This window comes from Halomonas sp. KHS3 (genome assembly GCF_000830495.1).
Lineage (GTDB): Bacteria > Pseudomonadota > Gammaproteobacteria > Pseudomonadales > Halomonadaceae > Vreelandella > Vreelandella titanicae.
In genome coordinates, this window is sequence record NZ_JWHY01000011.1 from 204,123 (window position 1) to 224,652 (window position 20,530).

The following is a 20,530-nucleotide window of genomic DNA, read 5'->3' on the forward strand; positions in this document are numbered from 1 at the left end:
GAGGTATCTTAATGGCAATGCTCGACTACAAAAACTATACCAGTGAAGCATCCATCGAATTGCTGCTGACATCCCACAAGCTCGCCACCTACGCCAGCCTGTCGGGCGCCCTTGGCATTCCGCAGACTCGGGAAATAGTACAAGGATTCACAGACCTGTTCCCCGATGGTGCCTACCCCAATGAGATAGATACCGGACTGCCCGGGGGATGGCGGGAACTGACGCCGACCGAGCTTGGCCTACCCGCGAGCGCCCTCGATGGGGCCGGCCACTACATCATCGAGAGCCCGATTACCGGCACCCTGCCGACTGGCCCCCAAGCCAAGCTGCTGGGCGAGTTCGATGAGCAGGGACAGCTGACCCGGGTATCGCTGACCTTCACCGGCACCAACTCGCCGGTGGATATTATCGACTACCTGCAACTCAATGCTGGCACCATCGCACCCAACCTTGAGCCGCTGCTCGTTGCGCTCAAGAATTACAGTCAGACCAACGGCCTGGAGGCTGAGGACACACTGATCACCGGCTACAGCCTGGGGGGCGGGATGGTGAACATTATGGCGCGCTTTCGCGAGGAGTTGGCCGACGGCTTCTTCGCTGAGGCCAACTATATCGGTCACGAGTCGCCACTGATCTATGACGACCCCGAAGTGGTGTACAACTACGGCTACGAGAATGATGCGGTGCATCGTGTGGCAGGAGACGCAGATACCTTCCTTGAGGCGCTGCAGGAACAAGAAGGGCCACTGCTGACCCACCCCAACACCTCTTACGAGTCGAGCGGGGACAATGTCGTACTGTTCAACGATATGTATGGTTCACCACTGTGGCCATTACCAGCTTTCTCACTGCTGAACATTCCGGTGAGCTGGTATGCCCATGTCGATGGCATAATCACGGATGCCATTCAGCGTATCGCTGATTCGCCCTTCTATGAATACACCGACCGTGACAGCGCGGTGGTTGTTTCCAGTCTTTCCTCTCTATCACGCTCGTCGGTCTGGGTAGAGGACAAGCAGACCTCGAGCTCGAACCATTTCGGCCAACCCGCGTTTCTAATTGGCACCGAACATGCTGACAAGGTTCGCAGCGGTGAGAATAGCGACTACATCTACACTGGTGGGGGAGATGACTTGATTCGGCTATCCAGCGGTGCCGATCGCGTCGATGGTGGCTCGGGAGTCAACACTCTGCGCCTCAAAGGCGATGGGGCGGATTGGGATGCCTATCAACTCTCGGACGGCACGCTGTTCCTCAATTCCAAGCAGGATCTTGGATTGAAGCAAGTGGACAATGTCAGTTACGTGGAGTTCGAAGGCCTGTCGCTACTCGACATTTCATTGACCCAGCAGCGCTACAGTGTCGGCGAGCGCGGACTCGAGGACGAACGCTTCGACCCATTCGGTCTATTCAGCCAAGACCTGGAGTATGGCGAGCATGTAGAAGGCAGCGCTGGCGACGACGAACTCACTGGAACAGTGGCATTCGGCGGTGTAGGAAACGACACCCTGACGGCGCTGGAGAGCGGTAGTTTGCTACATGGCGGCGAGGGAGATGACACGCTGGTAGGCGGCCTGGGCGATGATCAACTCTATGGTGGTGAGGGCGACGATACCTTGATTGTGCGTGGCGGCAACGATGTACTCTATGGAGGAGTGGGCGATGACCTGTTCATGTTCGACGAGGGGTATCAAGGCAGTGCCGTGATCAAGGACTTCAACCAGCATGCGGGGGATCAGGACTGGTTGGTGTTCATGGGTGAGTTGTTCGCGGATCAGGAAGATCTGCTCGGCAGCGCCAATCAGATGGACAATGACGTGGTCATCGCCCGGGACGGCCTCTATGTCACGGTGGAGAGCATTGGCATCGCCGAACTGGTCGAGAGCAGCCAGTTCCTGGCCTGAGTCTTGGCTATCCGCGCGCTCGCCTGCTGGCGAGCGCGGTTCCCTCTCGTACTGGCTGGAAATTTTGTGGAAGGTGTATGTACCGCTCGCCAAGCCCACCTACCTTGCTTACGGGCTGGTCTCGATTAGCCACCACTGGAACAACTTTATCCGGCCATTATAGGTCACCAACTCGGTAGAGATTTTGCTCTTCCAGCGCCAGTTTGTGCAGTCGTTATCTGCGCGCAGGGATTCGCTAGGCAAAATCCCTTGAGTTTTCGTGCGACAATTCCTCCTCAAGCACGAGATAAGGAGAGCATTGATGCACGGCGACCCTCACCCGGCAGCCCTCAAGGTGTTGCAGGAAGTATTTGGTTACGACAGCTTTCGCGGCCCACAGCAGGCCATCATCGAGCATGTAATGGCCGGTGGCGATGCGCTGGTGCTGATGCCTACCGGCGGCGGCAAGTCGCTGTGCTATCAGATCCCTGCACTGCTGCGCGAAGGCACCGCAATTGTGGTCTCGCCGCTGATCGCGCTAATGCAGGATCAGGTGGCGGCGCTTCAGCAGAACGGGGTCAGGGCGGCTTACCTGAACTCCAGCCTCGATTATCACGAGGCGGTCGAGGTGGAGAACCGCCTGCGGTCGGGCGAGCTGGATCTGTTATATGTCGCGCCCGAGCGACTGGCCACTGCGCGTATGCAGATGCTGCTGGAGCAGACCCGGATTGCGCTGTTCGCCATTGATGAAGCCCACTGCGTCTCCCAGTGGGGCCACGATTTTCGTCCTGAGTATCGCCAGCTCTCCCAGCTTCATCAGCGCTTTCCCCAGGTGCCCCGCATCGCCCTCACTGCCACTGCCGATGTGCCCACCCGGGGCGATATCATGGAGCATCTGCAGCTCCAGGAGGCGGCGCTTTACAACAGCGGCTTTGACCGGCCCAACATTCGCTACCATATCGCCGAGAATCAGGGCAACGCCAGGGAACAGCTGCTGCGCTTTATTCGCGAGCACCACGACGGCGAGGCGGGTATCGTCTACTGCCTTTCCCGGCGCAAGGTGGAGGAGACCGCCGCCTGGCTGGAACGCCAGGGGCTGACGGCACTGCCCTACCACGCGGGGCTTCCCCCCGAGCAGCGCCAGCAGCATCAGACCCGCTTTCTGCGTGAAGATGGTGTCGTGGTAGTGGCCACCATCGCCTTTGGCATGGGCATCGACAAGCCCGACGTGCGCTTTGTGGCCCACCTCAACCTGCCCAAGAGTATCGAAGCCTACTACCAAGAGACCGGCCGCGCCGGGCGTGACGGCCTGCCCGCCGATGCCTGGATGGCGTTTGGTCTTCAGGATGTGATCACGCTGCGCCAGATGCAGCAAGACTCCAGCGCCGCTGACCATCAAAAGCGCATCGAACAGCAGAAGCTCGACGCCATGCTGGGGCTGTGTGAAATCATCAGTTGCCGCCGCCAGGCGCTGTTGCACTATTTTGGCGATCATCTGGACGCCCCCTGCGGCAACTGCGACAACTGCCTGACCCCACCCGAGACGTGGGAGGCCACCGTGGCGGCGCAAAAGGCGCTCTCCTGTGTCTACCGCACCGAGCAGCGCTTCGGCGTAACCTACCTTGTGGATGTGCTGCTAGGTAAAAGCAACGAGCGCATCACCCGCTTTGGCCACGACCGCCTCAGCACCTACGGCATAGGCAAAGACCTCTCCGCCAACGAATGGAAGGCGCTCTTTCGCCAGCTGATTGCCAGCGGCTTTTTGAGCGTGGATATGGAGGGCCACGGCGGCATTAAGCTCACTGCCAATGCCAAGCCGGTGTTGCGCGGCGAGCAGAGCCTCACTCTGCGCAAGCCAAGCAACAAACCCAGCAAAGCCAAAACCGCGCGACGAGGAAGCAAAAATGCCTCTGCGCCGCAGGGCCACGGCCCGCTGTGGGAAGCCCTGCGACAGCACCGCCGGGAACTGGCCGAAGCCCAGGGCGTACCAGCCTATGTGATCTTCCACGACGCCACCCTGGCTGAAATGATCGAGCAGAAACCCCAAAGCCTAGCGGCACTAGGCGCGATCTCCGGCATCGGCGCACGCAAGCTGGCGGATTACGGCGAGGGCTTTCTGGACGTCATTCTGGCGCATCAGGAAACCGAGCAAAGCAGTTGAACCAGCGCGCCGGGCATTAAAAAAAGCTCAAATGGTCAATATTTTCAAAAATCGCTCACTTGGCGTATTCTATACATAAGTGAGGAGGAAGATAGATGGCTATTCAACACAAAACCGCCGACAAGCGCCGCGAAATGGGGGTCGCTGCGATGCGCACCTACCCCAACATTTCACACGCATGGGGTTTGAAAGAGAGTGAAGCTGCTCTTCTGCTCGGGGTGCCTGATTCCACCTATCGGCGTTGGAAGCAGGCACCAGAGAATGCCCGCCTGGATGCCAATCATCTGGAGCGAATGTCGTTGATCCTCGGCATCTACAAAGCGCTGCATATACTGTTGCCCAACAAAGAAGCGGCTAACAGTTGGTTGCAGCGAGCCAACCGTAACCCTCTTTTTGCCGGTCACACACCAATGGAGCGCCTGTTAAACGGACAAGTCTCCGACCTCTACGTTGTTCGCCAGCATTTGGATGCCGCGCGTGGTGGGGGGCATGCGTGACATTCCCGTTGAGCAACGTTACGTGGCGGCCCAGTTACCGCGTTATTCCCTCGCGTTTCCCTCCCATTGATTTATTCGAAGGCGTCAACAGCAACGCTGATGACTGGGACTTACTCAATGAGCTGGAGGGTGAAACCTCCGCAAGGCTACGTGAGGAAACGGGAGCTATTCACTTGGTTCGTGATGACGACCGTCGCTACGGCCCCGGCTGGACGCCCGTCATGGCGGCCTTCTGCCACTTCCCCGCGACCGGTTCGCGTTTTAGCGATGGCACCTTTGGCGCCTACTACTGCGCACTCACCGAAGCCACCGCCATTGCCGAAACCGTTTACCACGCAGAGCGCTTTATGGGGGAGTCAAACGAACCGCCCATGATGCTTCAGCAGCGTGTTTATCTGTCAGATTTAACGGGCCAACTAATTGATTTACGCCGACAGGATGCGGCCCAAACGCTTCTCAGACCGGATAGCTGGGCAGCTGGGCAAACCTTGGGGAGAAAAGCCTGGGAGGAACACACGGACGGCATCGTTTACCCTAGCGTTCGAGACCCTGAAGGCGAGTGTGCCGCTGTGCTACGGCCGCCCGTGCTCTCCGCCACAAGGCAAGGACGGCATCTTGGCTATGACTGGGATGGTCAGCATATCCGCCATGTCTATGAGCTAACGCTATTGGGCTAGCGATTAACTTTCGCTCCTAATTTTCGCCGCGCCCCAGGCAGTGTTCGCCGCGTGCTATCGCGGCGGCATCAAATACGCCGGTATCCAACACCCAAGCCGTCACGAGCTTGGCGGGAGTGACGTCAAAGGCGGGGTTCCATACCGGTGCATTATCGGGTGCCCAGGTAACCTCACCAAAGGCGCCAGCGACGCCGCGGATCTCGGCGGGGTCGCGCTGTTCAATAGGAATGTCCGCACCAGTGGCACAAGCGGGATCAACCGTGGTGTAGGGAGCCACCACATAGAACGGCACCTGGTGGTAGTGAGCGATCACCGCCAGCATGTAAGTACCCACTTTATTGGCGAAGTCGCCGTTGGCGCAGACACGGTCGGCGCCCACCATCACTTTGTCGACTTTCCCTGCTGCCATTAGACTGGCGGCCATGCTGTCGGTAATTAGCTGGTAGGGAATACCCAGGTCGGCCATTTCCCAGGCGGTTAAGCGGCCGCCTTGCAGCAGCGGGCGGGTTTCATCCACAAACACATGCAGCTCTACACCGCGCTGTTTGGCCACTGCCAACGCGCCAATGGCCGTCCCCACCCCGGCGGTCGCCAGCGCGCCAGTATTGCAGTGGGTCAGCACACGGTCACCCGTTTTCAGCAAGTCAGCACCCCGCTCAGCCATGCGTTGGCATAGCGCGCGGTCTTCTGAAAACAGCTCAGCGGCACGTTCGGCCAGGGCGTTGGCGCCTTGCTCAAAGCAGGCTTCCATGGCATCCAGGCAGTACATTAAGTTGACTGCAGTGGGGCGTGTGGCGCGTAAGCGATCACTTACCAACTGCCAATCACTTTGTGGATGGCGAGCGGCGTATTGGGCCAGCACAAAGGCGGCGCTCAAACCAATCAGCGGCGCCCCGCGAATCGCCAGGGTTTTCACCGCATGCTGCCACTCTTCTGGCGAGTCACAACGCACCCACTGCTCCACCTGGGGCAGTTGGGTTTGATCCAAATACTCAAGGTGGTCGGCATAGACCCGTAAACTGCGTGACTGTAAGTGGGGCATTGATGGACTCCTTGAGCACTTAACTAGCGTAACAACGGCGCGGCTTATCAGGCGCGAAGCTTATCATATAGAATGGCTGCCACTAGAAGAGGCGACGCAGATCCTATGATGACGCTACAAACTGAACTGCTGGCCGCCATTTCATGGGCGGCGCAGCAAGGCTGGACGCCAGCCACTGGCGGTAACTTTTCCGCCCGTACCGAGACAGGCTATCTTGTCACCGCCTCTGGCCGGGATAAAACCCGCATTCAGGCCGATGACCTCTTGCTCTGCAACCTGGATGGCAAGGTGCTATCAGGTGATGGTAAGCCTAGCGCGGAAAGCGATCTGCATGCCGCGCTCTATCGCTTAGACGCATCGATTAACTGCGTGCTGCACACTCACACCGTGGCCAGCACGGTGCTGTCGCGGCGATTTCCTAAGGGCATCGAGCTCAGCGGCTTTGAAATGCAAAAAGCCTTAGCGGGCAACGTGACCCACGAGGCTACCATCTGGTTACCGGTGGTGCCCAACTCCCAGAATATGGAAGAACTGGCCGAGCACGTACGCAGCGGCTGGCCGATGCCCTGGGGCTTTTTGGTCGCAGGGCATGGCATTTATGCCGTGGGCGATAGTATTGCCAGCTGTCGCCGCCACCTGGAAGCGATTGAGTTTTTACTTGCCTGTGTGCTTGAAGAGAGTCGGTGGTCTTAAATGAGTAATTCAACTGTTCGCGCCATTGTGACCGATATTGAAGGCACCACCACGGACATTAACTTCGTCCATAAGGTGCTTTTTCCCTACGCCCACGCCAAGTTGCCCGACTTTCTACGTGCGAATGCAGACACACCTGCAGTTGCCGAGCAAATTGATGCCGTGCGCAGCGAAATGGACGCCCCTAACGCCCCCCTGGAGGCAGTGATCGACCAATTGCTGCACTGGATCGAGACTGACCAAAAAGTTACTCCGCTGAAAGCACTGCAAGGTATGGTGTGGGCCGATGGCTACCAGCGCGGCGACTTTAAAGGCCATCTCTATAGCGATGTAGCACCGGCACTGCGCCAGTGGAAAGACTTGGGCAAGGCGCTGTACGTCTACTCATCCGGCTCGGTGCAGGCGCAGAAGCTGCTGTTTGGCTATAGCGATGCGGGCGATCTAACCCCGCTATTTAGCGGCTACTTTGATACCCATATTGGTCATAAACGTGAGGCTGCCGCTTACCATCGCATTGTCACCGAGCTTGACCTGCCGCCAGCAGCGGTGCTGTTCTTGTCTGACGTGGTCGAAGAACTGGACGCCGCCAAACAGGCAGGCATGCAAACCCTGCAGTTGGTGCGCGAAGGCACACAGGCGGGCAACACCCATGCTTGCGTTACTCGCTTTGATGAAATTGCGCTTTAGGAGACCCTACGATGTCGCAACTAAAAGTATTTGCTGATCAGAACCCTAACGATGCCCTGATCGACACCACCGACGGCGAGCAGATTAGCGCTGAGCTAAACAAGGTGGGCGTGCTGTTTGAGCGGTGGGCAGCGCCGGGCGAAATTGCCGACGACGCCACCCAGGAAGATATTTTGGCGCTTTATCAAGACGACATCGACCGCGTCAAAGCCATAGGCGGCTATCAAACCGTTGATGTGTTGCATATGGTGCCCACGCACCCAGACAAAGACGCCATGCGCCAAAAGTTCTTAAACGAACATCGCCACCATGAAGATGAAGTACGTTTCTTCGTCAAAGGACAAGGGCTATTTTGTCTGCACATTGATGACAAGGTGTATCAGGTGCTGTGTACCCGCAATGACCTGATCAGCGTACCCACCAACACGCCCCATTGGTTCGATATGGGCCCTGCGCCAGAATTCACTGCGCTGCGCTTCTTCGATAATGTGGAAGGCTGGGTACCCCACTGGACCGAAAGCGATATCGCCGGGAAGTTCGATCGCCTGGATCAGCTTTAAATAGTTCTGCTGTAAGCCTAGGCAGGGCCGGAACAAACCTACGCGGGGGCGCTGTAAACCCATCCCTGGGCGCTACTTTCGCCATCCATGGCGAAAGACCCCCGCTACGGTTTGTTCCGGCCCTACCTGCTCGTTCTAACTCCCCTGTAAACCGCTTACAGCACCTCTTGCTGGTTATACGCCCTGGCTAAATCCACCAGCGCGGTAAGGTCACTATAGGCTTCCGGCTCCATAATCAGCGTTTGGCCCATCAGCACATTGCGCGCTTCAAGCTTGGCGCGCAGCGCGGTGTCTTCAATCTCTTCGAAATCGGCGTTGTGGGCCAGTGATAAAACACGGCGATGCATTTCGATGCCGCAGTAGGCCAGCGCATCCAGGCGTATCTCTTCAAGCAGTGCATCACAAGCATCGTCGGCGCTATTGCCCTGCTCTTCAAATAGCGACTTGGGAAACAGAATGCCCGTCCGCTCGGTTTGCCACAGGTGGCGGAACTCGGCATCAAAGTGGCTAAAGCACGCATCGACCACATCAAGGATCCACGCCTGATACTCATCAAGCTCACCTTCTTGACGGTGAGCGGGCTGGCTGAAGTAGGCCATCAGGAAGTTGGCCACCGCCATTCCCAGGTCAAAAGCCATCGGCCCGTACTGGGAAAACTCGGGGTCAATGACCCGCACGTCGGTATCCGTGGCCATGATCGAGCCGGAGTGCAGATCACCGTGCAGCATGGTTTCGGTGTTCGCGGTGAACTTCATCAACAGCCGCTGTACTTTGGCCTTTAAACGCGCGTTACGACGCAATTCGTCCACCACCGGTGAAAGCTCCGGGGTGTGGTGATTCATTTCAGCGCCGTAATAAGGGTCGGTAAATACCAGTGATTCGGTAATGGCAGGAATCGCCACATTGCCGGAAAACAGCCCCACATCCGCCTTTTTCTCTGGGCTACTCAGCGAAAGCTCTGAGCCACGAAACGCCGTGCGGGCGCAAAACTTGCCGATGGTTTCGCCAAGTCGAGCGACTCGCTCACCGTTGATCAACTTACGGCGCAAGATAGTGTGGGGGTGCAGATACTCCATCACAAACAGCGCCTGGGGCTTGTCGAAGTAGTAGACTTCAGGGGCAATGCCCGGTGCACGCTTGGCCTGACGCACCAAGGCGTAGTACTCAAAGTGGGCACGATAGACCGGCAACGGCCAACTCTCGCCGACCATACGTACATAGGGAAGCGCCTGCTTAACCACTACACTGCCCGCGTCACCGGAGACGATAAACACTAGGTTGAGGTTGCCGTCACCCACCTCGCGAATGTCCCAGCTCGCGGGTTCTTCGCCCACACGTCTAACCACCGCCTCAACATCACCAAGCCGCTGGGATAGAGTGTCAACGCTTAGCGCGCGGTAATGTTGATCAATCTCCACAGTTCTCTCCTCACAAACGTTTACGTGTTTGGCTAGCCGCCAGTTGGCCCGTTAATCTCCGCGACTAGGCTGATACGCTTAAGCCATCAATAGCATTATCGCCAGATGATGAATCAATCGCACTAGCCACCCATACACGGTTGCGGCCTTGCCGCTTGGCTTCATAAAGCGCGTCATCTGCCTGGGATAATAGTTCGGCTGGGGCAAGGCTAACTTTCGGGTAGAGTACTGCAACGCCAACGCTAACGGTAACAACGCTTTGCGCCGAGACACCGTGATTAGGAATTTCCAAGGCCTCCACGTTGCACCGGATACGCTCGGCCGCCGGTTTTGCCGCCTCAGGCGATGCATTGGCTATTAGCACTACAAACTCTTCACCGCCAAAACGCACCACTAAATCGGCATCACGGCTATTGGCCTGCATGGCAGTAGCGACTTGGCGCAAGCACTCGTCACCCTGAGGATGCCCATAGTAGTCGTTGTAAGCTTTGAAATGGTCGATATCGATCACCATCAGCCCTAAACAAAGGCCTTTATCGGTAGCCTCCTGCCAGCGCACAGGAAAAACCGTATCGAACTGGCGCCGGTTGGCAAGATTGGTTAAAGGATCAGTCACCGACATGCGCGACAGTTCCTGGTTATCTTTTAAGTAATAGCCAGCGCGGAGCTTTTCTTTCAATACATGCAAGTAGGAGGTTCGCTCGCTCTGCTCGAAACGATAGTTGGCCACTAACGTAAACAGCGTCTGAGCGATAATAGTAAATATTGCTAGCCGCTTCGCCTCTGGCGGCATGGGGTCATAAGATAGAACAAAAAGCAGTATTATAAATATACAAATGGCAGATGAGACGCAGGCATAGTTAAACCGCAGTGAGTAAACAATATTACCCACCAGCAAAATAAGGCCGAAAGAGAAAACATCCAGGTAAGAGTAAGGAACGGTGGATTCCACCAAAATCAAACATGAAATCACCGTAGCAACGATCACCGTACTCGCCATTAACGTTTCACGTTGGGCTGGAGACACGCCACGGTAAACCCACCACAGAATTGGCATACCAAAAGGCAGCATTACCCCCACCCTTAACGCCAGCGCGGTGGTGAAAGTATCCGGTCGAAAGCTGTGGTCGTTGATCAAAAACAAGCAGTAGATGATCGCCGATATCAACCCTGCCATGACCATGCTACGGCTACGTTGGCGCTGAGTATCTTCTTCAAACCTTGCTTCCACTTCATCAGCAAAACGTAACCGCCAAGGCCCTCTACGCAACTCATCTTCCACCGCTGTCAGCAGCGTGTCATTGATCATTACTCGCCCTCAATGCCTCACCCGGTTACTTGTGGCTTTCATGTATCATCAATGAACATCAGAAGCCTAATACTACCTTTGAGTACGACGATAGTGTGCCACAATAGCGTTTAGTTAAAATGAATATTGGTACACATGTTAAACGAAACTCATCCCAATTTTCATTAATTGAACATTCAACCAGGAGACTAATGATGCAGCGCCAACAGGATCCGGTGACTAACGACTGGACTTTCATCATTGGGCATCGCGAACTCGTTGTGCACCAACGCTATGAGGTGCTTAGCATGATCAACGACTTTATGCTGGGCATTTGGTTTACGATCGGCAGTGTCTGCTTTTTTTACCAGGGTGCGGTTCAAACTGTCGGCGTGTGGCTGTTTGTGATAGGTAGCATCCAACTGCTGATTCGCCCAGCGATTCGCCTTCACCGCTATGTCTATTTTAAGCAGTTGCCGGACACCGACCAGGACGCTTAGACACAAGCCCGTTCAACGCAGTTGGCTATCTTTACTACCACGACGGTTGTAGCCACTATAGGCCGACTGCTTTTTGTCCAATTCACCCTGACACACCACACACAGTCTAACGCCCGGAATCGCTTTACGGCGCGGTTCAGGAATGGGATTGCCACACTCTTCGCAAACCTCAAGACTTTCGCCGCGGGGCAACTGGCTACGCGCACGCTGCACCGCATCCTCTAGCGTGCTTTCCATCTGCTCTTGTTCGGCGCCATCTTTTGCCCATCCACCTGCCATAATCGCACTCCTCGCTTCGGCACTAGCAATCTATCAGCATAGCAGTAACGAGAAGCGTGCACCGTTAGCCCAAAAACCGAACGCCTTGGGCAGCCAAGGGGCTGCGTAGTTTGTCTGGCAGCGGTACATCGGTCACTACGGCATCATAATCACCCAGTTGACCCGCGGCGCAGCGTAGTGGCAGGTCGAACTTGGTTTTATCCAGCACTAACACGCGATAACCGGCATGGGCCAACAGCGCCTCACGGGCCATCACTTCGTCGTCGTTGTAGTCATAAAGCTGGCCATGGCTATCCATTCCCCCCACCGACACAATCCCCACATCGGCACGGTAGCGTTGAAAAAAGCGCCAGGCATCGCCGCCAATCACATCCTGGTCGCGACGACGCACTCGCCCACCGGCTACTACTAACTCACACTTCAACTGGCACAGCTTAATCAGCGCATGCAGGTTATTGGTCATGATATGCAGGCCTTGCTTATCACTCAGCGCATCGGCCAACTGCTCAACCGTGGTGCCCGTGCCTAAGAACAGTGCTTGATGATCCTGTACCAAGCTCGCTGCCCGCGCCGCGATCTGCCGTTTACCCGCCACGTTAACGATCTGACGCTGGTCGTAGCCGATATTTTCCTGCTCGGGAAACGGCAGCACCTCCCCTTGGCGGCGCAGCACCAGGCCTTTATCGGCTAGGTGGCGAATATCCCCACGCAGGGTTTGCACAGAAACCCCAAACTCGCCTGCCAGGCTGTCTACCGACTGGCGCCCTTGTGAGTGGATTCGCTGTAACAGCTGTTGTCGACGTTCGAACTGGCGCATAACCCCTCTCGGCACAACGAAAGCAAAAAGTGCAGCAAACGAAAGCCACAAAATGTTGAACGAAAGCATAGTGTCACTTTGTTGTAAGCAGATGACAGTAGCTTAGGTGGGGTTCACTCACTGGAGGTTTACCCATGTTGAAGCGCCCCCTGTTATCTATTCCGACATCTGCCCTTACTACTGCCATCGCGGTAGCCAGCTTTTCCCTTTCGGCTCAGGTAGCGGCGAACGAAACGCTAACGCTCTACACCAGCCAGCCCAATAGCGATGCACAGCAAACCGTTGACGCCTTTGAAGCAGCCTATCCCGATATTGAAGTGGAGTGGGTACGCGACGGTACCACGCGCTTGATGACTCGGCTGCGCTCGGAGCTTTCGGCCGGGGTGAGCAACCCTGACGTGCTGCTGATTGCCGACAGCATGACCATGGAATCACTTAAGCAAGAGGGCCATTTACAGCCTTACCTAAGCGATGAGCGCCAGGCCTATGACGCCGACCTGTATGACCCAGAAGGCTACTACTACGGCACCAAGCTGATCACCACCGGGATTGTCTATAACACCGGCGCCGAGCATCAGCCGCAGAGCTGGCAAGACCTGCTGGGGCCTGACTACGAAGGGTTGGTCACCATGCCTAGTCCGCTTTACTCCGGCGCGGCACTGATCCATATGGCGGCGATCACTGCCAACCCTGACCTTGGCATGGCGTATTACGAAGCGCTTCATGAAAACCGCACCGAAGCCCAGGGCGGCAATGGCGGCGTATTTAACGCCGTGGCCGCGGGCACCAAGCCCTACGGCATCGTGGTGGATTTCCTGCCAATTCGTGAAGCAGCCAAAGGCTCGCCGGTCGAATTCGTGTTCCCGGAAGAGGGCGTAAGCGCGGTGACCGAGCCGGTCGCCATTATGCAAGGCGCAGAGAATGTCGATGCCGCGCAAAAGTTTGTTGATTTTGTGCTTTCCCAGCAGGGTCAGGAGCTGGTCAGCCAGCAAGGCTATCTGCCTGCTCACAACGACGTTACCCCACCGGAAGGCTTCCCCGAGCGCGATAGTATTACCCTGATGCCGGTTGATACCGAGCAGGCATTGGCGCAGGAAGAAGAGCTTAAACAGCGTTTTAGTGACCTCTTCGGCGGGTAATCATGACGTCCGCTCTCAACTATGACAATAAGTACGGCAGCGACAACAAGTACGGCAGCCAGCACCGCTGGCTGCTTTCAAGCCTGCTGATCGCCATTGTACTGTTGAGCCTGGCACCCAGCCTGCGTCTGCTGATGGAGGCGTTGAGCGATCTTGCTCAGGGCCGCCAGTCACCGCTGTGGCAGGTGCTCAGCAGTGCCAGCACTTGGCGAGCACTCTGGCATAGCCTATATACATCGGGGCTCGGCATGCTGATCGCCCTGATCCTGGGTAGCCTGTTCGCCTTTGCCATCACGCTCACCAATGTGCGCGGAAAATCGTGGCTGGTGTTCTGCTTTATGCTGCCAATGATGATTCCGCCCCAGGTTACCGCCTTGAGCTGGCTGCAGCTCTTTGGTCCGGCCAGCCCGCTACTGAAAAGCATAGGCTTGGCGCCCCCACTGGGCAGCCCGCAGCCGCTCTACTCAGCTGAAGGGATCGCTTTACTGCTAGGCATTCAGAGCGCTCCGCTGGTATTTCTGGCCCTGCGCACCAGCCTGCTTTCGCTGCCCCGGGAGCTTATTGAAGCCGCTCGCATTAGCGGCGCCAAACAAACCCAAGTGTGGGGTCATATTATTCTACCCGTGACCCGTAGCGGCTTGATCGCCGGGGGCGCGATGGCGTTTATCTCAAGTCTCGGCAACTTCGGCATCCCCGCCATGCTGGGTATTCCCGCAGGCTATTACGTGCTGCCCACGCTGATCTACCAGCGTATGGCCAACTTTGGCACCGGGGTGTTGGCAGAAATGGCTGCGCTCTCCTTGCTGATTGGTTTACTGGCACTGGCCGGGGTGGCGTTGCAGCAGCAATTGATGAATCGCAGCCGCTTCGGGCTGGGCGGCCATAGTGGGCGCTCCCATGATTTCACCCTGGGAAGCTGGCGCTCGCTGGTGACCGCCACGCTCGTCGGGATCTTACTGATTATTCTGGTCGCGCCGCTGCTTGCCCTGATCATCAGCTCGCTGGTACCCGCCATGGGCGTGCCATTAAACGCCGAGACCGCCACCCTGAACGCTTACGCCGAAGTGGTGGGTCGCCAAGGCGCCACATGGCGAGCGGTGAACAACAGTCTGTGGCTGGCGGGCAGCGCGGCTGTGGTGCTGATGCTGCTCAGTCTGCCATTGGCTTACCGGCTACAGCGCCTGCCGGAGCGTTGGCGGGGTATGGTACTCAGTGCCATTGAGATTCCCTATGCGCTTCCCGGCGTGGTATTGGCCATTGCCTGCATCCTGCTATTTGTTCGCCCGCTGCCGATTATCAATGTGGCGCTCTACGGCACCTTGGGGCTGATTTTTATCGCTTACCTGGCGCGCTTTCTGGTGGTCTGCGTCAAGCCCGTCGCCGCCAGCTTGGCGCAGCTGGATCCTTCCCTTGAAGAGGCGGCACAGCTCGCGGGTGCAGGCCCCTGGCGGCGCCTGGGCAGCATTATTTTACCCCTGGTCGCGCCCGCGCTGTTCGCAGGCGGCCTGCTGGTGTTTCTGCTGGCGGTCAACGAACTGACCGTGTCAGCCCTGCTATGGAGCGCCGGTAACGAAACCCTCGGCGTGCTGATTTTCAACCTCGACGAAGGCGGCGAAAGCGTGCTGGCCTCTGCGGTGTCAGTGCTGGTGGTAATCATGGTCGCCTCGCTGATGCTGACACTCAGTTTACTGGCGCCGCGTTTACCTAAAGGAGTCATTCCATGGCAGAGCTGAACACATCAGCGGTAAGCACAGCAGGGCTAACGATCGACCGTGTCACCAAGCGCTTTGGCGAGCAGACGGCCGTTGATGCGCTGTCGCTGACGATCAATCCAGGCGAGTTTGTCGCCCTGCTCGGCCCCAGCGGCTGTGGCAAAACCACCATGCTACGCATGCTGGCAGGCTTTGAAACGATCAACGACGGTACGATTCAATTAGCCAATCGCACCCTGGCCAGCGCCGATACCCATGTGCCACCTGAACAGCGCAATATGGCCATGGTGTTCCAATCCTATGCGCTATGGCCGCATATGAGCGTGGCTGACAACGTCGGCTACCCGGTCAAGCTACGCGGCCTGCGCGGGGCGGCGTATCAGCAAAAGGTGCAGCAGGCCCTAGCCCTGGTGGAGCTCGATGCCTACGCCGATCGCATGCCCCAAGCCCTTAGCGGCGGCCAGCGCCAGCGGGTGGCCCTGGCGCGCTGCTTGGTGAGCGACCCTTCGGTGGTGCTGCTGGATGAGCCGCTGGCCAACCTTGATCGGCACCTGCGCGCCACCATGGAGCACAGCTTCCGCGATTTTCACCAGCGCACTGGCGCCACGCTGGTCTATGTCACCCACGACCAAACCGAAGCCATGGCGCTGGCGGACAAAATCGCCGTGATGAAAGCGGGCAAGCTGGTTCAATGGGGCGCCCCTGAAACCCTTTACAGGCAGCCGAGAACCGCCTGGGTGGCGGGCTTTATCGGCCAGGGCAGCCAATTAAAGGTCGCCGCCGGTCACCCAGGGAAGCTCCTTGAGGGCGCGGCCCTGATGCGCGGGCTGAACGCCATCGAGTCCGAACGAACCCAAAGCGTGCTGGTGCGCCCGGAACATATTCAGATCAGCGCGGCACTAGCATCCTCCGCGGCTCCCACTCATAACCAGCTTGCCGCACAGGTGGAGAGCGTGATTTTCCGCGGCGAGCGCTATGAGCTCACACTGCGCCTGCCCAGCGGGGAAACACTGCTGGCCTACCACCACACCGCGCCCGACCTGGGTAGCCAGGTTGCCGTCGACCTTCAGCAGGGCTGGTGCCTGGAGCCCGACCAATGAGTGTCACTATCGAGATTCTCAGTGGTTTAGGCGCCAAAGGGCCTGCCGCGATAGTGGTAGCAGCCCAGGGAAAACGCTTACTGCTAGATGCAGGCGGTGTACTCCACCCGGATGACGCCATTACTTGGGCAAACAACCTGAATGTGGATGCCGTGCTGATTAGCCACGACCATATTGACCATATCGGCGGCGTGGCCGAGCTAGCGGAGAACGTGCCACTTTATTGCACACCGCTGGTAGCCAAGGCCTTGCCTCACAACCGCGCGTGGCGCTCCTTGCCCGAACGCGGTACGTTAGAGGTGGAAGGCATCACCGTTACTACCGGCCAAGCGGGGCACTCGCTAGGCGGTGTGTGGCTACATTTAGCGGTAGGGGGCGGTGTTTACTATAGCGGCGACGCCTGTTTTGAGTCGCGACTGTTTCCTTTTGATACTCCGCCGAAAGCGGCTATTGCGCTACTGGATGCCTCCTACGGCAGCTACGACCAACCCCAAGCACATTGTGTACAGGCCATTAGTGAGCATCTTTATCAGCCGCTGGCATTTCCAGTGCCGGAAACCGGCCGTGCCCTGGAAATGGCACTATGGCTGGCGGAAGAAGCTGACCAGCGGCAGTTAACGCTCGCCATCGACCCGGTGATTCGCGACAACCTGGCCGCGCTATTGGCACTGCCTGCAACACTGCGTCGGCCTGGGCTCGACCACTCGATTCGCTCGCTTTTAGCGCGGCAAAACGCTTGCCCGCCAACCCTTATGTTGATGTGCGATCGCAGCGATACGCCGGAACAGTGGCCCGACCACCACCTGCTCCACACCGGCTATCTGACTCCTGATCGCCGCGCCGAGCTAGCGGCAGGCCAAATCAGTTGGCAGCGCTGGAATGTTCACCTACGCGCGTCGCACCTGGTGGCGCTTGCCGATCAGTTGGGCGCCACTCAAGTGGTGCCGCTATTTACCCAGCTTGCCAATAACGAATTGAATGCCTGGCATGGACTACTAGGCGAGCGCCTCTGCACTGCCCAGCGTTTATCTGCTCATTCACGTCTAGTCACCCTTTCCAGTTTAGGGAGTTTTGCATGTCCGCAGTAATTGTTGATGTTGACGGCACCTTAGCCGAGTTTCACCCCCACCAGGTCAGTGACTGGGTGCTGGGCAGCCAAAAACAGTGGGAGCCCTTCTTTGCCCATATGGCCGAAGCGCCGGTGATCGAAGCGGTGGCCAAGCTGGTCAAGATACTGAAGGCCCAAGGCCAGCAGATCGTGATTTGCAGCGGCCGCCCGGATAGCCATCGTGAGCATACCCAGCGCTGGCTAGAGCGCCACACTATCCCCTTTGATGCCATGTACCTGCGCCCTGAGGGCGATGACCATATAGATGATGAAGAGGTGAAAGCCGCGCTACTCAATCAAATGCGCAGCGACGGCTTTACGCCTTGGCTGGTGCTGGATGACCGTGATGCCGTGGTCGCCCAGTGGCGCGCGCTCGGGCTTACTTGCCTGCAGTGCGCGCCGGGGGATTTTTAAGCGTTTGCCAGCTTGGTTCGGTGCTGCCACACCAGCACCGCCAAGGGCACCAGCGAGATAGGGATCAACAGTAGATTAAGTGTCGCCCAGCCTAAGCCGCTGACCAAGGGCCCAGCGAGCAACGCAGTGATAGCGGCGGTGCCAAAGACTAAAAACTCGTTGGCGGCCTGGGTGCGCGCTTTATCCACCGGGCGGTAGCTCTCAGTGAGCAGCCCGGTAGCGGGCAGAAAGGTAAAATTCCAGCCCAAGCCCAGCAAAATCAGCGCCACGTTGAAACCGGCTAAACTGATACCCAACTGAGCGACCAAAGCACTTGCCACCAGCAGCAGACAGCCTGCCACAATGACTTGCTTGGCGCCGAAGCGGGTGGCCAAATGGCCAGTAAAGAATGAGGGTAAAAACATCGCTACCACGTGCCACTGAATGGTCATTGAAACATGGTTAAAGTGGTGTCCAGCCCCCGCCATGGCGAGCGGCGTGGCGGTCATGGCCAGATTCATCACGCCGTATCCGACCATCGCCGCGCTCACCGCCACAATAAATCCAGGCTGGCGGAGTATCTTACCCAGCGGCAGTGCATTGCCTTCGCCGTGGGTGCGGGAAGCAGGCGGTAGTTGCGTCAGCATCAGCACCACTAACGCCAGTGCGTAGAGCGCTGCCAAGCCTACAAAGCTGCCCAGAAACGGCACCTCACCCAGCTCACGGCTCACCCTGGCCAGCCATGGCCCGGCAAACGCGGCTAACACACCGCCACCCATCACCAAACCAATCGCCCGGTCACGCATCGGCGCGGGGGCGGCTTCCACCGCGGCAAAGCGATAGAGCTGGCCAAAGCCAATGCCGATTCCGATTAGCCAGGTCGACAGCAAGAATAGCCCAAAACGCTCGCCAATCAGCGCCTGCACGGCAACCAGTGCGCCCACCAATCCCAAAAGATTGCCCAGTATAAAGCCGCGCTTTCGGCCCAGCCTGGCCATAATTAACGAGGCGGGAATGGTGGCACACATCAGCCCCAGCCACTGGGTGGCGACCGGCGCGGTCGACCATGACGCACTTGGCGCCAAAGACGCCCCAATCAGCGGCGAGACGGCAATCAGCAAAACATTACCGGTAACCAGTAGCGCCTGGCAGAGCGACAATAGGGTGACGGTTAAAGGCATGAAACGCTCTCCTGAATAGAATCATCTGTATGGGAAGACGCAAAGCGCTGGCGATATACCGAGGGTGATACGCCGTAGTAGCGCTGAAACTGGCGGCGCAGTTGCTCCGCGCCGCCCAGCCGCCAGCGTTGTGCCAGGCGCTCGAGGGATACGTTTTCGCGCCCGTTGAGCAGCGCCAAGCGCGCTTGCTCGAGGCGTAGCTGGGTCAGGTAAGCGCCGGGGGTGGTATTTAAGTAGCGCCTAAATAACCGGGTTAAATGGCGCGGGGAGACCGCCATCAGGTCGGCCATGCTCTCAAGCCCGTGATCTACGCTGGGGTCGGCGTGGAGCTGATCCAGCAAGCGGCGCAGCGGCCCCGCCTCTTGTTGGTGTCGCAGTATCTCGCTGAACTGCGACTGCCCTCCTGGGCGCTGTAAAAACACCACTAGCTCACGGGCCACTCGGCCAGCCAGATCAGCACCGTGATCTGCCTCTACCAGCGAAAGCGCCAAATCAATCCCCGCCGTTACACCGGCGCTGGTGTAGCGGCCGTTACTTTCGATATAGAGTGCATCGGGCTCGATGCTTAGTGCGGGGTACTCATCTGCCAGTTGAGGTGCATGGCGCCAATGAGTGGTGACGCGGCAGCCATCCAGCAACCCTGCAGCGGCTAACAAAAATGCCCCGGAGCAGATAGAGCCGAGCCGCCTCACCTCTGGGGCGACCTCACAAAGCACCCGCTTTACTGCGGCTATTTCACGCTGCTGCATCACGCCACTGCCACCCGCCACCAACAGCGTATCCAGGGGCAGTAAATGAGTAAGTTGATGGTAGGTGTGCGTAGCATGTACGGCTAGGCCGCCGTTGGTGACAACCGGGCCGACGGCATCGGCGACCAGGGTCAACTGATACAACGGCTGGAGGCTTAGCGCATTGGCGCTGGCAAACACCTGCCAGGGGCCGCTGACATCCAGCAGTTGGCAGTCGGGGTAGGCAAATAGAGCAACATGGCGAGTCACAGTCTCTCTCCGCTAACGGGGAATCGAAGCATTAGAGAGAGTGTCAGCGCTGCACCCAATGTCGGCAAGGACTATTACCCCACCGATATGGACATTTCGCTAGATACGCTATTCGAAGAGTATTAATCAGCCTGTTTTATCTAACGGAGCTGCCATGACAGCTTACAGCTTGCCAAGCGTAACTTATCCACTCACTGATGTACCTACAACTGCAGGGAGTAGCACCTTTAGGGAGAGTTTCATCATGTCGGAGGATAGAAGCATTTATTTTCCTTGATGCTTACTTACTTTTACTTCAAATCTTAAAGCGGCTTGCCAGCCCTTTAAATATCCATTATAGCTTATGAAGTATATAACTTAGCAAAAAATGGATATTTCTCACCGATGAATATACTTT

At 57.5% G+C, this 20,530-nt stretch carries 21 protein-coding genes and 1 pseudogene; 15 read left to right on the top strand and 7 right to left on the bottom strand.

The genetic code is table 11. The features are described from left to right. Positions 1-11 precede the first annotated feature (11 nt). The 5 genes and pseudogenes from RO22_RS25265 (at position 12) to RO22_RS21015 (ending at position 5,218) form a co-directional block, all read left to right on the top strand. Positions 12-1,904 carry a calcium-binding protein gene (locus RO22_RS25265; protein WP_041159317.1) on the top strand — a complete coding sequence of 631 codons (1,893 nt, stop codon included), beginning with the start codon at positions 12-14 and terminating at the stop codon, positions 1,902-1,904. A gap of 52 nt (positions 1,905-1,956) precedes the next feature. Next, positions 1,957-2,143: pseudogene (locus RO22_RS25105) on the top strand (carbohydrate ABC transporter permease); the annotation flags it as partial. A gap of 62 nt (positions 2,144-2,205) precedes the next feature. Beyond that, a complete protein-coding gene (recQ, locus tag RO22_RS21005) occupies positions 2,206-4,044 on the top strand; it encodes a DNA helicase RecQ (RefSeq protein WP_041159318.1) in 1,839 nt (612 codons plus the stop codon). Positions 4,045-4,139: 95 nt separating this feature from the next. Continuing rightward, on the top strand, positions 4,140-4,541 hold the full coding sequence (locus RO22_RS21010) for an MbcA/ParS/Xre antitoxin family protein (RefSeq protein ID WP_041159319.1): 402 nt from the start codon (positions 4,140-4,142) through the stop codon (positions 4,539-4,541). Beyond that, a complete protein-coding gene (locus RO22_RS21015; RefSeq protein ID WP_041159320.1) occupies positions 4,538-5,218 on the top strand; it encodes an RES family NAD+ phosphorylase in 681 nt (226 codons plus the stop codon). Before RO22_RS21010 ends, RO22_RS21015 begins: the two co-directional genes overlap by 4 nt. 16 nt (positions 5,219-5,234) lie before the next feature. On the opposite strand, the gene mtnA is transcribed toward RO22_RS21015, so the two are convergent. After that, positions 5,235-6,260 (bottom strand): S-methyl-5-thioribose-1-phosphate isomerase, encoded by a 1,026-nt coding sequence (mtnA, locus tag RO22_RS21020; RefSeq protein WP_041159321.1) that lies wholly within the window; start codon positions 6,258-6,260, stop codon positions 5,235-5,237. Positions 6,261-6,365: 105 nt separating this feature from the next. Here mtnA and mtnB point away from each other — a divergent pair, with 105 nt between their 5' ends. The 3 genes from mtnB to RO22_RS21035 are packed head-to-tail and all read left to right on the top strand — an operon-like array spanning position 6,366 to position 8,200. Then, positions 6,366-6,953: a methylthioribulose 1-phosphate dehydratase gene (gene mtnB, locus RO22_RS21025; RefSeq protein WP_052475740.1), complete on the top strand. Its 588-nt coding sequence runs from the start codon at positions 6,366-6,368 to the stop codon at positions 6,951-6,953. Next, positions 6,954-7,640, top strand: a complete 687-nt coding sequence (gene mtnC, locus RO22_RS21030; RefSeq protein ID WP_041159322.1) for an acireductone synthase — start codon at positions 6,954-6,956, stop codon at positions 7,638-7,640. An 11-nt stretch (positions 7,641-7,651) separates the two neighbouring features. Then, complete coding sequence (locus tag RO22_RS21035; protein WP_022521878.1) at positions 7,652-8,200, top strand: 1,2-dihydroxy-3-keto-5-methylthiopentene dioxygenase; 549 nt, start codon at positions 7,652-7,654, stop codon at positions 8,198-8,200. A 155-nt stretch (positions 8,201-8,355) separates the two neighbouring features. On the opposite strand, the gene mtnK is transcribed toward RO22_RS21035, so the two are convergent. Together mtnK and RO22_RS21045 are read right to left on the bottom strand one after the other, a co-directional pair. Then, the gene (gene mtnK, locus RO22_RS21040) at positions 8,356-9,618 is read right to left on the bottom strand and encodes an S-methyl-5-thioribose kinase (protein ID WP_041159323.1); all 1,263 of its coding nucleotides are present in this window, start codon (positions 9,616-9,618) and stop codon (positions 8,356-8,358) included. 64 nt (positions 9,619-9,682) lie between these two features. Beyond that, positions 9,683-10,927 (bottom strand): diguanylate cyclase, encoded by a 1,245-nt coding sequence (locus tag RO22_RS21045; RefSeq protein WP_022521875.1) that lies wholly within the window; start codon positions 10,925-10,927, stop codon positions 9,683-9,685. A 191-nt stretch (positions 10,928-11,118) separates the two neighbouring features. Between RO22_RS21045 and RO22_RS21050 the strand changes: the two genes are divergently transcribed. Beyond that, a complete protein-coding gene (locus RO22_RS21050) occupies positions 11,119-11,406 on the top strand; it encodes a YrhK family protein (protein WP_309599324.1) in 288 nt (95 codons plus the stop codon). A 12-nt stretch (positions 11,407-11,418) separates the two neighbouring features. Here the strand turns inward: RO22_RS21050 and RO22_RS21055 are convergent, their stop codons facing one another. Together RO22_RS21055 and RO22_RS21060 are read right to left on the bottom strand one after the other, a co-directional pair. Next, positions 11,419-11,685 carry a DksA/TraR family C4-type zinc finger protein gene (locus RO22_RS21055; protein WP_022521873.1) on the bottom strand — a complete coding sequence of 89 codons (267 nt, stop codon included), beginning with the start codon at positions 11,683-11,685 and terminating at the stop codon, positions 11,419-11,421. Positions 11,686-11,749: 64 nt separating this feature from the next. Further along, complete coding sequence (locus tag RO22_RS21060; RefSeq protein WP_035538847.1) at positions 11,750-12,502, bottom strand: DeoR/GlpR family DNA-binding transcription regulator; 753 nt, start codon at positions 12,500-12,502, stop codon at positions 11,750-11,752. Between the two features lie 134 nt (positions 12,503-12,636). On the opposite strand from RO22_RS21060, the gene RO22_RS21065 reads away from it, so the two are divergent. The 5 genes from RO22_RS21065 to RO22_RS21085 are packed head-to-tail and all read left to right on the top strand — an operon-like array spanning position 12,637 to position 17,975. Continuing rightward, complete coding sequence (locus RO22_RS21065) at positions 12,637-13,641, top strand: ABC transporter substrate-binding protein (RefSeq protein ID WP_041159324.1); 1,005 nt, start codon at positions 12,637-12,639, stop codon at positions 13,639-13,641. Between the two features lie 2 nt (positions 13,642-13,643). After that, entirely contained in the window at positions 13,644-15,374 is a 1,731-nt protein-coding gene (locus RO22_RS21070) for an ABC transporter permease (RefSeq protein WP_041159325.1), read from the top strand. Continuing rightward, the gene (locus RO22_RS21075; protein ID WP_041159326.1) at positions 15,362-16,453 is read left to right on the top strand and encodes an ABC transporter ATP-binding protein; all 1,092 of its coding nucleotides are present in this window, start codon (positions 15,362-15,364) and stop codon (positions 16,451-16,453) included. Before RO22_RS21070 ends, RO22_RS21075 begins: the two co-directional genes overlap by 13 nt. Continuing rightward, positions 16,450-17,541 carry an MBL fold metallo-hydrolase gene (locus RO22_RS21080; protein WP_041159327.1) on the top strand — a complete coding sequence of 364 codons (1,092 nt, stop codon included), beginning with the start codon at positions 16,450-16,452 and terminating at the stop codon, positions 17,539-17,541. The genes RO22_RS21075 and RO22_RS21080 overlap by 4 nt, the downstream gene beginning before the upstream one ends. Next, positions 17,529-17,975 carry an HAD family acid phosphatase gene (locus RO22_RS21085; protein WP_027957001.1) on the top strand — a complete coding sequence of 149 codons (447 nt, stop codon included), beginning with the start codon at positions 17,529-17,531 and terminating at the stop codon, positions 17,973-17,975. Before RO22_RS21080 ends, RO22_RS21085 begins: the two co-directional genes overlap by 13 nt. Here RO22_RS21085 and RO22_RS21090 read toward each other — a convergent pair. Both RO22_RS21090 and RO22_RS21095 read right to left on the bottom strand, forming a co-directional pair. Continuing rightward, positions 17,972-19,135 (bottom strand): MFS transporter, encoded by a 1,164-nt coding sequence (locus RO22_RS21090; RefSeq protein WP_041159328.1) that lies wholly within the window; start codon positions 19,133-19,135, stop codon positions 17,972-17,974. The genes RO22_RS21085 and RO22_RS21090 overlap by 4 nt on opposite strands. After that, on the bottom strand, positions 19,126-20,133 hold the full coding sequence (locus tag RO22_RS21095) for a GlxA family transcriptional regulator (RefSeq protein WP_041159329.1): 1,008 nt from the start codon (positions 20,131-20,133) through the stop codon (positions 19,126-19,128). The genes RO22_RS21090 and RO22_RS21095 overlap by 10 nt, the downstream gene beginning before the upstream one ends. Here RO22_RS21095 and RO22_RS24720 point away from each other — a divergent pair. Beyond that, the gene (locus RO22_RS24720; protein ID WP_161793662.1) at positions 20,122-20,259 is read left to right on the top strand and encodes a hypothetical protein; all 138 of its coding nucleotides are present in this window, start codon (positions 20,122-20,124) and stop codon (positions 20,257-20,259) included. The two genes, RO22_RS21095 and RO22_RS24720, sit on opposite strands and share 12 nt — an antisense overlap. Positions 20,260-20,530 lie beyond the last annotated feature (271 nt).